The following is a 14,460-nucleotide window of genomic DNA, read 5'->3' as shown; positions in this document are numbered from 1 at the left end:
AAGTTTTAAACTTTACTTCTCTTTAGATAAAGATTTTATAAAATAATTTGATAATATAGAACCTAAATTTTTGTTAAATAAACAATTCCAAGTAATAAAACAAAAAGTTTCAGAAAATAGTGGACTTAACCAGACTCCATTTAATCCCCAAAAATGACTACTTATAAAAATAGTTATTGGAAAAAATATAAATGATCTTAAAAAAGATATAATATTAGAATTTTTAGGATTATTTATAGCTTGATAGTATCCAGATTGAATAACATTTATTCCTATAACAAAAAATGAAAGATTAAAAAGAGTAAGTCCTATGTATGTTTCATTTAAAATGTTTGAATCTTTAGTAAATAATCTAATGATATCGTATCCTCCAAAATAAGAGACTATAAAATAGAGAAAATTAATAATTATAGAGGATACAATTGTAAATTTATAAAATTTAAAAACATTTTCATGATTTTTTGCTCCATGATTAAAACTGAATAAAGGTTGTACACCGAAAGATAATCCAAGTAGAAGCATGTAAATTATAGTCGTTAAGTAGTTAATTATTCCAAATGAAGCTAATTGACTATTGTTCCCAATTTTAGAGATTGCTATATTCATACAAAATACCATTATAGAAAAAGTAATTTCCATAAAAAATGATGGAAATCCAAGAGTAATAAATCTTAAAATATTTTCTTTGTGAAGCTTGGTGTTTCCAAAAGATAAATACCCTTTTTTTAATATAAAATGAAGTAATATAATTAAGACAGTTAAAATCTGTCCAAGTCCAGTAGCTATTGCTGCTCCTTTTATTCCCCATTTAAAAATAAAAATAAATATATAATCTAAAATTATATTTAAAAAAGCTCCTGAGATAGTAGCAGTCATAGCAAGTTTAGGGTTACCATCATTTCTTATAAAGCTGCTTAAAGATATTCCTAAGATATTTGGAATACAAAACATAACATAATATTTTAAATAAATATTAGCCTCTTCTAAAATATTTCCCTTAGCTCCTAAGAGAACAACTATCTTTTTTGAAAAAACAACAAATATAAAACTTAGAAAAAAACTTAGTATTAAAAGAACAATAAAAGCTTCTCTAAAGATATGAATTCCTTTCGCTATATTCTTTTTTCCGAAATTTTCAGAGATAAGAGTACCTCCTCCAACAGCGAACATTGTAGCTATTCCAAAAAAGAAAATTGATACAGGCACAACTAAATTAACAGCAGCAAGAGCTAAATTTCCTACTCCTTGACCAACAAAAATTCCATCAATAATTACATAAAGTGATGATACAAACATAGCAAAAACAGATGGTACAGCATAATTGATAAATTTTTTTAACATTTTACTTCCTCCTTTACTAAGGAATAGTATATACTCTATTGTAACAATAGAGTCAAAAAAAATTGGAGGAAAATATGATATTTTCAATAGGAGAGACATCGAAATTAACAAAAATTTCTATACAAGCTCTACGCCATTATGATAAAGAGGGACTTTTGAAACCTATTTATGTTGATGAAGAGACAAAGTATAGATATTATTCTATAGATCAATTTTTACAAATAGATTTTATAAAAAGATGCAAATCTTTAGGGTTTTCTTTAGAAAAAATAAAGGAAATTTTATATGAAGGAAATAATTTAGAGAATATTTTAAAATCAATTACATTTCAAAAAAGTATAATTGAAAAAGAGATTAAAAATTTAAAAAATATAAAACTTAATTTAAATAGATTAGAAAATACATTAAATCATGCAATGAACAGTTTAAATAAAGCTTTAGAAATAGAAGACGTAGAATTTTTTATTTTAGGAAGTTCAAAAGGAGAGATAAAAGATAATAATGATATTGAAACTCATATAAGAAAAGTTCTAAAAAATATAGATCTTTACTATAATCTGAGTGATACTTTTATTATTTTGAAAACAGATGAAGAAAATTACAATTTTTATCAAGAAGTTATTGTGGCTTCTAAATCTATAAAAAGTGATAAGATTTATAAAAGGAAAGGAGTCTCTTTGTATGTGGAAGGAGCTGCATTTAAAAATAAAGTTTATTTTGAAAAAATAATAAATTTTGAAAATGAAAATAAATTGACCAATTTTAAAAGTTTTCTTGAAATATATTATATTTCAAAATTAGATAATAAAAATGAGGAGTACTCTTTGATAAATATTTTTCACCCATTTGAATTAATGTAAATAATTAAAAATAGCTTTCTTTAATAATATGAAATTATTAGAGAAAGCTATTTTGATGATATATTACAGTATAAAATTATTTGCTAAACTGATGACTGGTTAGTCATAAAAATATTGACTATTTATATAAATAAGTGTAAACTTATTTTTATAACTTATAATTAAAGGAGTTGTTAATGAAAAAAAGTACCATTTTTGTTTCAATGCTTTTTTTTACGAAGAGTATTTTTTCTTTTGCCCAATGGGAAGGAGAAAATTATAAACCTGTAAAAGTAATTGAAAAACAAAAAGTTTCGTTATCTAATTTAAAAGAACAAAAAACACAAGATTTGTTAGAGAGATTAAAAAAATTAAAAAACGGTGAAAAATTGGTCATACCTAATGGAGAATATAAAGATCTAGGGATTATTAAAATTAAACAAAATAATATAAAAATTTCAGCAGAAAATCCAGGTCAAGTAATTTTTTCTGGAAAAGTTCAAATTCTTATATCTGGAGATTGCAATGTTTTTTCAGATTTTATTTTTGTAAAAGGAGGACCTGCAAATTCATCGGGAATTATATGCCTCTTAGGAAATGAAAATAAAATTGTTAACAATTCTTTTATAAACTTCAATATACATGATGAAAAAGAAAGTGACTGGATAACTTTAAAAGGTTCAAAAAATAAAATTTTAAATAATTATTTTGAAGGAAAAACAAAGAGAGGACAAATTATTGTAATAAATAAAAATTTGAAAAAACAAGATAAGCATATCATAGCACAGAATATATTTAAAAATCATAAATCAGAAGATTCTATTTTAAAAAATGAGGCTAATGGTTGGGAAGCTATAAGAACAGGAACAGGAAAAACAGCATTACATAGAAATTCTGAAATTGAAATTTTATACAATCTTTTTATAAATATGGATGCTGAACCTGAATTGATTTCAGTAAAATCTTCGAATACCTTACTAAAGGGAAATACTGTTATTTCTAGTATTGCAGGAATAACTTTAAGACAAGGAAGAGATAATGTTGTAGAAGATAATGTTATTTTAGGAATGGAAAAAGAAGGCACACGGGGCATAAGATTTTATGATAAAGGTCACGTTATAAGAAATAATTATATAGAAGGACTTAGAGGAAAAGGTAATGCCACAGGAGGACTTGTATCAGCTACGGGAGTTATTGATACGAAAAATGGAGAAGAATCTCAAAATAAAATAATTAGTCAGTGGACACCTAATAATATACTTATAGAAAATAATTCTTTTATAAATTCAGAGCAAAACATTTTATATAGTGATAAAATACATTCTCCAAATAAGCGGGATAATCTTGTTGTAGAGAAAGTTTATCCAGGTTATAATCTATATTTTAAAAATAATCTTTCTTATGAAGAGAATCCTAATAATTATGCATTAATAGGAGCAGAAGATATGAATCCTTTGGATTCTGAATATGAAAATGAAGTTTATTTTGGAAAAATAAAGGGAGTTTTAAATCTTCCAAAAGGAATTGATAGAAATAAACCTTTTTTAAAAAGAAAACAAGGGATTTTAATTGAAGAAAATAAAAATATAGGTGCCAAAAATCTATTGATTTTAACAGAAAATATAATTGGACCTAATTATAAAATAGAAAATTAAGTATAGTTATATATAGAAATACAATATTTTTAAACTAAAGTGCTAAAAAGTGTTATAATAGTCATGGGAAGAGTATTTTATACAAATAAAAGTTTAGTATTTAAATTAGAAAAAGTTTAAAAATCGTTTTATGGGAGAGAAAATATATGGAAAAAATTAGAGAAATTTTTTATAAGCATTGGACTAAAGAAAAATCTGACAAGTTTTATGAAACTTTAAAAAGTTCAGTTTTAAGTTATAAGATTGATTGTTTGGAAAAGTTTATAGAAGACATTTTTAAAGAAAATCCTAATGTGAAAAGAGATGAAATTCTAAGATATACTAGAAATATGGATTCTTTTACAGATGCAGAAGAATTTTTGGTGGAATTTTTCAGTACAGATAAAACTGCTGAAGGAGAAGGTGTCTTAGCTAAATTAGAAGAAGATCCAGAGGAGATAAAAAAAATCTTGAATAGACTTTTAATGTCAAAACAAGTAAAAATTAAAGAAACTAAAAATGAATTTATAGTTTGGTATTATTCGTTATAAAATATCTAAGTGAATAAGTTTTTCGAAAAAACTTTTTGTTTGATCAAGTTCAGATAAAAAAGTAATCAGTTAATTTTTGTACAAATAGACATTTTTTCGGTACAATAAATTAACTGAACTTTTAATAATTTATTTGACTACTCACAAGTTAAATAAAACAAAAAAACAGGTGCTGAAAAAGTATCTGTTTTTTTTGTTTTATAAATAGTAGCCTATTCTTTTCTTTTCAATATTCAGTAGCTAAAAAAATAGAAGAGCTATTTTTGGAGAAAAACAATGAAGTGATATATAAATTATATGTCACTTTTTTTTATTATTTAAAAAATATAAGTTTAAAATTAAGATAAAATGTTGTTTTTTGGCAATAAATATATTATTATAAATATACTAGTATGTGAAAAAATATTTTAAAATAGAAATTAGAATAAAAATAATTAAAAAGCGAATTAAAAAAACATTAAAAGATTAAATTGTGAACAAAAAAAATAATACAAAAACATATCATTGACTAATTATGTTATAAATATATAAAATAAGTTATAAAAATAATGAAACACGAGGGAGAGTAAAAAGAATGGAAATGTTTTATTTTTTAGTTTGTTTAGGAGCATCGATTTTAGGTGCTATAAGTGGTATCGGTGGAGGAGTTATTATTAAGCCAGTTCTTGATGCAATGGGGACAATGAATGTATCAGCAATTAGCTTTTTGTCAGGATGTACAGTACTTGGAATGACAAGTATGACATTATATCGTAATAGTAAGGCGGGAATAAAGCCAGAAAAGAAAAGAGGAACATGTTTAGCTATTGGAGCGTCAGTAGGAGGACTTTTAGGAAAGCAACTTTTTGATTGGGTTAAAGTGGCTAGTGGAGATCCAAATATGGCAGGAGCTGTACAATCTTTTGTATTAGCAGTTGTAACTGTTGGAGTTCTTATATTTACAATTCAGAAGTCAAAAATAAAACCTTTTGATATAGAAAGTGAAGTTGTATCATTAATTATTGGATTTTTTCTAGGAGCATTATCATCATTTTTAGGAATAGGAGGAGGACCAATTAATCTTATGGTTTTATATCTATTCTTTGGACTTAATTCTAAAGAGGCAGCTATAAACTCGATCTATATAATATTATTCTCTCAAGGAATAAGTGTTATTCAAACTTTATTTAAAGGTATGCCAGAATTTGTTTGGTTAGCTTTTGTTATGATGGTAGCAGGAGGAATCTTAGGAGGTACTGTTGGACCTATAATTTCAAAAAAACTATCTTTAAAGGGAGTAGATAAAATATACCTTTGTATGGTTGTTGGAATAATATTAATAAGTGTTTATAATGGAATGAACTATTTAGGAGTTTTATAAATATTAAAAATAAAAAAACAATGAGTTAGGAGAGAAAAAATGAGTATTTGTGCAAAATGTATGACAAGAGGTTGTTTATCAAAGGATCAAGAAAAGATGCCAAAGGTATTTTGTCCTAGTAGAAATGAGGAAATGCAAAATAAAGCAAAGGAGCTACACGTGGGAGACGACTTAACAATTGCAGTTCAGTCAGCACTTGTTGAAGCTGAAGGAAATACAAATTGGACTCGTGTTCAAGAAACTATAGCTTTTGCTAAAAAATGTGGTTATGAACGTATAGGATTAGCTTTTTGTACAGGATTACATGAGGAGGCTAAAACATTTGTAAAAATATTAGAACATCATGGATTAAAGGTAGTTTCTGTAATTTGTAAAAATGGAGCTATTTTAAAAGGATTCTTAGGAATCCCTCAAGAGGAAAAAGAAACATATGTAAAAAATGATATAATGTGTAATCCGATAGGTCAAGCTTTACATTTAAATGAAGAGAAAACAGATTTAAATATTTTATTTGGTCTTTGTGTAGGACATGATACATTATTTATTAAGCATTCAGAAGCACCGGTTACTGTATTTGCAGTAAAAGATAGAGTGTTGTGTCATAATCCAGTGGCAGCTATATATCAAGCTGATGCATACTATAAGAAGAAACTATTTTAATAAACTAGAAACATTTTTCAAAATTAAAAAATCTTAGTTCTATATTTAATAGAACTAAGATTTTTTTTATTACATAATTATTTTTTTCTTTTTTCGTAATGATGAACAATTAAATATGATATTATAGAAAATATAACAGGTCCAATTATAAATTCATCATAAACTCCTGGAATATTTATACCAAAAATACCTACATCTGAGCCATTTAAATCCATTACTGAAAAGATATTACCAAATGCTACCACTAAAGTAACAATCCAACCAGCAAAGACACCAAAACTTTTATTTTTAGATAAAACTCTAAATGGTTTTTCAATACTATCGTTGTTTAAAAATCTTATATAAGCGTATGAAATAAATATATAAGGAAGAGTCATAGCAATATTTGTCATTCCTTGTAAAGTAGCAAAGAATTTAGATGCTCCTGAACCACCAAAAGCAACAAGGGCAATCATAACTATTACAAAGATAGCTTGCATTGTTAAAGCTTTTTTAGGAGTTTTAGTAACTTCATCATCCTTTCCAATTCCATAAGGCCATAGCTCTTCTGGAGTACCATCAATCATCTGCTTCAATGGAGCATAAACTAAAGTAAAGAAAGCTCCAACATATGCAAAGAACATACCAAATCCAGCAAATCTGGAGAAAATAACTTGTAAAACTTCAGGATGACTCATATTAAATACTTTTCCAAGAGTATATCCCAATTGACCAACAATAACATAAGTTACAGTGGCATAATTTACAAGAGCTTCGCCGTTGATATCTTTAGCAGCCATAATATCAGACCAGTTTGTAAAAGTTCCTACTAAAAATACTCCAATAGCATATCCAATAGAGATAATTGCTCCTGCAAAAGTAAGTCCACCAATATATGATTTTTTATCTTTTACATTGTCAACTAATCCACCAGATGCTTCCATTCCACCAAATGCAAAAATAGAGTAAACTAAGAATCCTAAAGCTGCTACAGGAGTTCCAAAGTTAGGATTAGGAGATTGAAATAAATTAAAGTTAGTTTCACCAAGAGTTAATCCCTTCGTAATAAGTACAATAACTCCACCAATAAAAAGAAGAATGTTAAGTGCAATAACGGCTATACCACCAATTGATGCAACTTTAGAAATACCCTTAATACCTTTAATGGCAACATAAGTAGTATAAATCATGAATACAATTCCAATAATTCCGAAAAATTGAGAAGATTTTAAACCTGTCCATGCCATAACGTTGGCATCAGTGAAGATATTTTTACCAAAGATACCAAAGGATAATGGAATCCACATATTAGTGGCCTTTCCAACCATCCATACAACGTAGGATATCCACCACATAAAAATTCCTGTGAATGCCCATTTTATACCAACGGATTTCTCCATCCAGGTATAGATACCACCATGGTCATTTCTAAAAGCTTGTGCCATCTCTGCAATTATTAAAGAGAATGGAACGAAATATAAAACTGCGGATAAAAGAAAATATGGAATAGCAGAATATCCCATATTAAAGAAAGAAAGCGCTATGTTGGCAAATCCATAAACTGAAGTGAAAATCATCAATGCAAGTGCCATCATTCCCATTTTGTTCTGATCTGTTCTAGTGTGATTACTCATTAGTTTCCTCCTTATATTAAAGTGATAATTTTATTCTATCACTAGCATTATGAGGTGTCAAATAAATAGAAATATAAGTAATTAAAACAGGTGAAAAGTTCTGTTATGGTTAAAAAGTGACATTTTTAGAGTTGTTATGCTATAATAATAAATTATGAAGATACGTAAATTTTTAAGAAAAAAAGATATTGAATTATCTGGAAAAAAATATTTTGTAGAAGCCCTAAGTGCTATGGCTTTAGGTATGTTTTCAACTTTAATAACAGGTTCAATTTTAAATATGATTGGTCAACAATTAAATATTAAATTTTTAACAGATATTATTTGGCCTATTTCAAGGGATATAACTGGTGCCGGAATAGGAGTAGCCATTGCTTATGGATTGAAAGCACCACCTTTAGTTTTATTTTCATCAACTTTTACAGGTATGATTGGTTATTCTCTAGGTGGACCAGTTGGAGCGTATATAACCTCTTTGATAGCAACTGAGTTCGGAAAGGCGATTTCGAAAGAAACTAAAATAGATATTGTACTTACTCCAGCAATAACTATTTTAATAGGAGGTTTAGTAGGAACAACGATTGGTCCAATTTTAGGAAAAATAATGACAGGAATAGGATTTTTGATAATGGAATCAACAGAATTACATCCAGTTTTAATGGGAATAGTGATATCTGTTTTTATGGGAATGGCTTTAACTCTTCCTATTAGTAGTGCAGCAATAGCCATGATGTTGAAATTAGAAGGAATAGCAGCTGGTGCAGCAACTTTAGGATGTTGTACTCAGATGATAGGCTTTGCAGTTACAAGTTATAAAGATAATGGATGGGGAGGGGTAATAGCCCAAGGCCTTGGAACTTCTATGCTTCAATTTTCCAATATTGTGAAAAGTTGGCGAATATGGATTCCACAAATATTAGCGTCAATTATATTAAGCCCTTTAGTAACTATAGTTTTTAAAATAGAAAATAGTTCGGCTGGAGCTGGAATGGGAACAAGTGGATTAGTTGGAGTATTAGAAAGTTATATAACAATGACAAAAATAGGAAGAGGAGGATTAGAAACAATTATTTTAATAATTGTTATATATATATTATGTCCAGCTTTAGTGACTTATTTAATATATATTTTTATGAGGAGAAAAGGTTTTATAAAAGATGGAGATATGAAAATAGAAAAATAAATAAAAAGCCTCATGACTGATCAGTCATTTTTTTTCTTGACTATTTTTAATAAAAGGTGTAAGCTCATTATTAGGACTAAAAAAATAAAGGAGTGTAATCTTAGAAGATAAAAATATGAGTGAAAAAAATATGACTTTAAAAGATGGAAATATAAAAAGCCTGTTACTTAAATATTCTGTACCAGCAATAATAAGTATGTTAGTAAGTGCCCTATATAATGTAGTTGATAGAATCTATATAGGAAATATGCCAGAAGTTGGAACGTTAGCTATAACAGGAGTAGGAGTTACTTTGCCATTAGCTAATATAGTTTTAGCTTTCTCAATGTTAATAGGAATAGGTGCTACAGCAAATATATCTATAAAATTGGGAGAGGACAGAAAAAAAGATGCAGAAAAAATAGTAGGACATATAATAACATTATCTATAATTCTAGGAATAGGGATAACAATTTTAGGAATATTTTTTATCGATCCCATATTAAAAATATTTGGTGCTAGTGATATAACATTTAAATATGCTAAGGATTATATTAGTATTATTTTATGTGGAACGGTATTTAATATAATGGGATATGCTCTAAATAATATTATCAGAGCTGATGGGAGTCCCAAAATTTGTTCGGCTATTATGGTTTTTAGTTGTTTAGTAAATATTATTTTAGATCCAATATTTATATTTGTATTAAATTTAGGAGTAAAAGGAGCTGCTTATGCAACGATACTTTCTCAAATTGTAACACTAGTTTTATCGTATTTATATTTTAAAAGTGAAAGGTCAGAGTTAAAGATAAGAAAAAAGTATTTTTCTTTAGATTTAAATATTATAAAATTGATTTTATCGATTGGAATATCACCATTTGTAATGCAATTAGCAACAAGTATGGTTCAAGTTATAAATAATAATGCTTTAAAAACTTATGGTGGGGATTTAGCTATTGGAGCGATGACGACAGTTAACGCTGTGGCATTACTTTGTTTTATGCCTGTGTATGGAATATCTCAAGGAGCTCAGCCTATTATTGGGTATAACTATGGTGCAAAACAGTTCCATAGAATGAAAGAAGCTTTAAAAATATCTATGGGAGTTGGAACTTTAATATTTCTTATAATTTTATTTTTTATAGAAAGTTTTCCAATAACAATAATTAAAATGTTTAACAGTGATCCTACAATAATTAAAATGTCTGTTGAAGGAATGAGAATATATTTAATAGCAATGCCGGCAATTGGATTGGCAATGGCTGGAAGTAATTATTTTTTAGCAGTTGGAAAGGGAAAAATGGCAATGTTTTTAAGTTTACTGAGACAAGTTATTTTATTAATTCCTTTGATAACGATATGTTCAAAGCTTTTAGGATTACGTGGAATATGGTTAGCACAGCCTATTTCAGATACAATAAGTTCTATTATTACAGTTATAATGTTAAAAAGAAATTTATCAAAACAAAAGACAGCGATTTAAAATGCTGTCTTTTTATTTTAATATATTATTTTAAAAGTTTTAAAACCTCTTTAACTAAAGGAAGAGCTGAAGCTGGATTTTCTCCAGTTAATATAATTCCATCTTGGACAGTATAAGGAGCAAATAAAACATCACTTTTTTCATAGTGCCCACTTAACTCCTGAAGTTTATCCTCTAAAAGAAATGGAACAACCTTATCTAAACCTACAGTTTTTTCCTCCTCGTTAGAAAAGCCAGTAACTTTTTTATTTTTTAAAATAGATTCTCCAGAAAGAGTTTTTCCTTTTAACAATGCAGCAGGACCGTGACAAACAGCAGCCACAATTTTACCATTATTATAAAAATTTGAAACAAGTTCAGCATTTTTTTCATCACTAGATAAATCCCACATAGGTCCGTGCCCACCTGGATAGAAAATTCCGTCGAAATCTTTAAAATCAATGTCTTTAATAGGAAGGGTGTAATCTAAAACTTTTTTGTCAGAGTTAAAATATTTTTCAGTACTCTCGTCAAGAGCTTCTTTATGAAGACTATTAGGATCTATAGGAGCAACGCCACCATGAATAGAAGCAACAACTACGTCAATACCGTTTTCAATAAGAGCAAAATAAGGCTCAGTAAATTCAGATAGCCATATTCCAGTTTTCTTATCAGTATCTCCAAGAGAACTATGAGATGTTACAACCATTAAAATTTTTTTCATTAAAAAACCTCCTAAATCTTGTTAAATAAATTTACTAAAAATAGATTCTTATTCCTTCTTGGTTTATAAAAAATAAATTTGAAATAAAATTTTAAAAAATAAAAAAATAAAAAAATATTTGCAAATTTTGAAATAAACATGTATAATCTTTTTAAAATTTCAATAGGGGGATGATAAAAATGTTTTTATACATTTTAAAAAGAGTTTTCACAACACTTTGCACACTTTTTTTAGTTATCACGTTAACCTTTTTCTTAATGCGACTTATGCCTGGAGGTCCTTTTGATGGAGAAAAAAATATTCCTCCAAAAATTAAGATGAAATTGGAGGAAAAATTTGGTTTAGATAAGCCTCTTGGAGAACAATATATAGGATATATAAAAGATCTTTCTAAAGGTGACTTAGGACCTAGTATGAAAAGGGAGGGACGAACAGTAAACTGGATTATTGGATATTCTTTTCCAACGTCAGCAAAATTAGGTTTAGTAGCGGTGGTATTATCTTTAATTATAGGTATATCTTTGGGAATTTTAGCAGCATTAAATTTTAATAAATGGCCAGATTCTATGTGTATGTTACTTTCAACTTTTGGGGTAACTATTCCAAGTTTTGTTATAGGAGTTTTTCTAATGTATATTTTTGGAGTAAAATTAAAAATTTTTCCAATTGTAGGTCTTAAAAGTTGGCAATCATATATTTTACCAAGTATAGCTTTATCTGGTTATTCAATTGCTTTCATAGCAAGATTGACAAGATCTAAATTAATAGAGGTTATGAAATCAGATTATATAAGAACAGCAAGAGCTAAGGGGTTAAGTAGGGGAAGAATAATAATGAAACATGCCTTAAGAAATACTCTTATTCCAATAGTGACTTATTTGGGTCCTTTAGTAACAGGTATTTTGACAGGAAGTTTTGTAATAGAAAAAATATTTGCAATTCCAGGTTTAGGAAGTGAATTTGTAACAACAATAACAAATAGAGACTATACTGTTATTTTAGGAGTTACTATATTTTATAGTGCATTTTTAATGATTTGTAATTTGATTGTGGACTTGCTTTATGTAGTTATTGACCCAAGAATTAAGTTAGATAAATAAGGAGGAACTATGGTTTACAGAAATATAGAAGTAGATTTTGCTAACTTTAGAGAACAAACGTTTGCGCCAAAAGCAGTTAAATATAGTAATCCTGAAAATATAGAGTTAGATTTTACCTTTGTAAAAGAAAATGAAAAAGTAAAAGAAGAGATTCACAGAAAAAGTTTTACTTTTGCTGAAGATGCATGGAGAAAATTAAAACAAAATAAACTTTCTATATTAGGGTTGATATTTATTGTAATAATAACAACACTAGCAGTTGTTGTTCCTATATTTTCGAAATATAGTATATTTGAAACAAATTTAAGTATGACAAATAGATTTCCAAATGCAGCTCATTGGTTTGGAACAGATCAATTAGGAAGAGATATTTTTGTGAGAGTTATGTATGGGGCACGTTATTCTTTAGCAATTGCATTTATAGCATCTTTTTTAAACCTAATAATCGGAATTTTATATGGTGGAATTTCAGGATATTTTGGTGGAAGAGTGGATATGATAATGATGAGAATTGTTGATATTATATACTCTGTTCCAATGACAATTTATGTGATTTTAATAATGGTTACTTTTGAAAAAGGAGGTTTTTTTAATATAGTCTTAGCGCTAGCTTTGTCATATTGGATTGGAATGGCAAGAATTGTTAGGGGAGAGATATTACAACTAAAGCAGCAGGAATATATTTTAGCAGCAAGAACTTTAGGTGCTTCAAATAGAAGAATACTTTTTAAACATCTTTTGCCAAATAGCATGAGTTCAATAATAGTTACACTAACTTTACAAATACCATCAGCAATTTTTACAGAAGCATTTTTAAGTTTTATAGGTTTAGGAATTACTCCACCAGCAGCTTCTTGGGGAACATTAGCAAATGATGCATTAGGTGGATTTAGATTATATCCGTATCAATTAGTATTTCCAACTTTAGCAATATGTTTAACAATATTGGCATTTAATCTATTAGGGGATGGATTAAGAGATGCATTAGATCCTAAGGTAAGGGGGTAGTTATGGAAAAGTTATTAGAAGTAAAAAATTTAAGAACATCTTTTGACACACATCATGGAGAGGTTCAGTCAGTTAGGGGAGTTACCTTTGACCTTTTAAAAGGAGAGGTTTTAGGAGTAGTAGGGGAATCAGGAAGTGGAAAAAGTATTACTATGATGAGTATAATGAAACTTCTTGAAGAGAATGGAAAAATAAAAGAGGGTGAAATAATTTTTAAGGGGCAAAGAATTGATAATATAAATGAAAAACAGATGAATAAAATTAGAGGAAATACAATGTCAATGATATTTCAAGATCCTATGACATCGTTAAATCTTTTAATTCCTATAGGAAAGCAGATAATGGAAACACTTATTGTTCATAAAGGGATGAGTAATAGCGAGGCTTTTGAAAAAGCTGTGGAACTTTTAGATGCGGTGGGGATTCCCATGGGAAGAGCTAGAATGAATCAGTACCCACATGAGTTTTCAGGTGGGATGAGACAAAGAGTTATGATTGCTATGGCACTAGCTTGCAATCCAGAGCTACTTATAGCAGATGAACCAACAACAGCTTTAGATGTAACAATTCAAGCACAAATTTTAGATTTAATGAGAAAGATAAAACAAACAATAAATACATCAATAATTTTAATAACTCATGATTTAGGCGTGGTAGCAGAGATGTGTGATCGTGTAAATGTGATGTACGGAGGAGTAATTGTAGAACAAGGATTTACAAGAGATATATTTTATAATACGAAGCATCCTTACACAGCAGGACTTTTAAAAAGTGTACCAAACCCAGAAAGATTAGGAAAAGAACCACTAAAACCAATAATGGGAACACCACCAGATCTTTTAAATCCTCCAAAAGGATGTCCTTTTTATCAAAGATGTGATTTTGCAATGAAGATGTGCAAGGATAATATGCCACCATTTTTTCAAATTGATGATAATCATAAGTCAGCTTGTTGGTTAAATCATAAGGACGCACCTAAAGTTAATATAAAATAGGGAGGAAA

The 14,460-nt window shown here is 28.1% G+C and carries 13 protein-coding genes; 10 read left to right on the top strand and 3 right to left on the bottom strand.

The window, feature by feature from the left end; translation table 11 throughout:
• Window positions 1-12: 12 nt before the first annotated feature.
• On the bottom strand, window positions 13-1,341 hold the full coding sequence (locus NON08_RS01225; RefSeq protein ID WP_256689716.1) for an MATE family efflux transporter: 1,329 nt from the start codon (window positions 1,339-1,341) through the stop codon (window positions 13-15).
• Between the two features lie 74 nt (window positions 1,342-1,415).
• Here NON08_RS01225 and NON08_RS01220 point away from each other — a divergent pair, with 74 nt between their 5' ends.
• The 5 genes from NON08_RS01220 (at window position 1,416) to NON08_RS01200 (ending at window position 6,385) form a co-directional block, all read left to right on the top strand.
• The gene (locus NON08_RS01220) at window positions 1,416-2,201 is read left to right on the top strand and encodes a MerR family transcriptional regulator (protein ID WP_256689715.1); all 786 of its coding nucleotides are present in this window, start codon (window positions 1,416-1,418) and stop codon (window positions 2,199-2,201) included.
• A gap of 203 nt (window positions 2,202-2,404) precedes the next feature.
• Window positions 2,405-3,835, top strand: a complete 1,431-nt coding sequence (locus NON08_RS01215) for a polysaccharide lyase 6 family protein (protein WP_256689714.1) — start codon at window positions 2,405-2,407, stop codon at window positions 3,833-3,835.
• Window positions 3,836-3,981: 146 nt separating this feature from the next.
• Entirely contained in the window at window positions 3,982-4,365 is a 384-nt protein-coding gene (locus tag NON08_RS01210) for a hypothetical protein (RefSeq protein WP_256689713.1), read from the top strand.
• A gap of 574 nt (window positions 4,366-4,939) precedes the next feature.
• Window positions 4,940-5,725: a sulfite exporter TauE/SafE family protein gene (locus tag NON08_RS01205; protein ID WP_256689712.1), complete on the top strand. Its 786-nt coding sequence runs from the start codon at window positions 4,940-4,942 to the stop codon at window positions 5,723-5,725.
• A 39-nt stretch (window positions 5,726-5,764) separates the two neighbouring features.
• A complete protein-coding gene (locus tag NON08_RS01200; protein ID WP_256689711.1) occupies window positions 5,765-6,385 on the top strand; it encodes a DUF1847 domain-containing protein in 621 nt (206 codons plus the stop codon).
• 77 nt (window positions 6,386-6,462) lie between these two features.
• On the opposite strand, the gene yjeM is transcribed toward NON08_RS01200, so the two are convergent.
• Entirely contained in the window at window positions 6,463-7,998 is a 1,536-nt protein-coding gene (gene yjeM, locus NON08_RS01195; protein ID WP_256689710.1) for a glutamate/gamma-aminobutyrate family transporter YjeM, read from the bottom strand.
• Window positions 7,999-8,152: 154 nt separating this feature from the next.
• Here yjeM and NON08_RS01190 point away from each other — a divergent pair, with 154 nt between their 5' ends.
• Window positions 8,153-9,181, top strand: a complete 1,029-nt coding sequence (locus NON08_RS01190; RefSeq protein ID WP_256689709.1) for a PTS transporter subunit IIC — start codon at window positions 8,153-8,155, stop codon at window positions 9,179-9,181.
• A 115-nt stretch (window positions 9,182-9,296) separates the two neighbouring features.
• The gene (locus NON08_RS01185; RefSeq protein ID WP_256689708.1) at window positions 9,297-10,646 is read left to right on the top strand and encodes an MATE family efflux transporter; all 1,350 of its coding nucleotides are present in this window, start codon (window positions 9,297-9,299) and stop codon (window positions 10,644-10,646) included.
• 25 nt (window positions 10,647-10,671) lie between these two features.
• On the opposite strand, the gene NON08_RS01180 is transcribed toward NON08_RS01185, so the two are convergent.
• Window positions 10,672-11,349 (bottom strand): type 1 glutamine amidotransferase domain-containing protein, encoded by a 678-nt coding sequence (locus tag NON08_RS01180; protein WP_256689707.1) that lies wholly within the window; start codon window positions 11,347-11,349, stop codon window positions 10,672-10,674.
• 179 nt (window positions 11,350-11,528) lie between these two features.
• Between NON08_RS01180 and NON08_RS01175 the strand changes: the two genes are divergently transcribed.
• Genes NON08_RS01175 through NON08_RS01165 form a run of 3 tightly spaced genes read left to right on the top strand, consistent with a single transcriptional unit; the run spans window position 11,529 to window position 14,452 of the window.
• Window positions 11,529-12,449 carry an ABC transporter permease gene (locus tag NON08_RS01175; protein WP_256689706.1) on the top strand — a complete coding sequence of 307 codons (921 nt, stop codon included), beginning with the start codon at window positions 11,529-11,531 and terminating at the stop codon, window positions 12,447-12,449.
• Between the two features lie 9 nt (window positions 12,450-12,458).
• On the top strand, window positions 12,459-13,457 hold the full coding sequence (locus tag NON08_RS01170) for an ABC transporter permease (RefSeq protein ID WP_256689705.1): 999 nt from the start codon (window positions 12,459-12,461) through the stop codon (window positions 13,455-13,457).
• Between the two features lie 2 nt (window positions 13,458-13,459).
• The gene (locus NON08_RS01165) at window positions 13,460-14,452 is read left to right on the top strand and encodes an ABC transporter ATP-binding protein (protein WP_256689704.1); all 993 of its coding nucleotides are present in this window, start codon (window positions 13,460-13,462) and stop codon (window positions 14,450-14,452) included.
• The last annotated feature ends 8 nt before the right edge of the window (window positions 14,453-14,460 follow it).

The sequence above is a fragment of the Cetobacterium sp. NK01 genome, from assembly GCF_024506395.1.
GTDB lineage: Bacteria > Fusobacteriota > Fusobacteriia > Fusobacteriales > Fusobacteriaceae > Cetobacterium_A > Cetobacterium_A somerae_A.
Note: the sequence above shows the minus strand (reverse complement) of the source record. Positions and strands in the feature narration are given on the sequence as shown.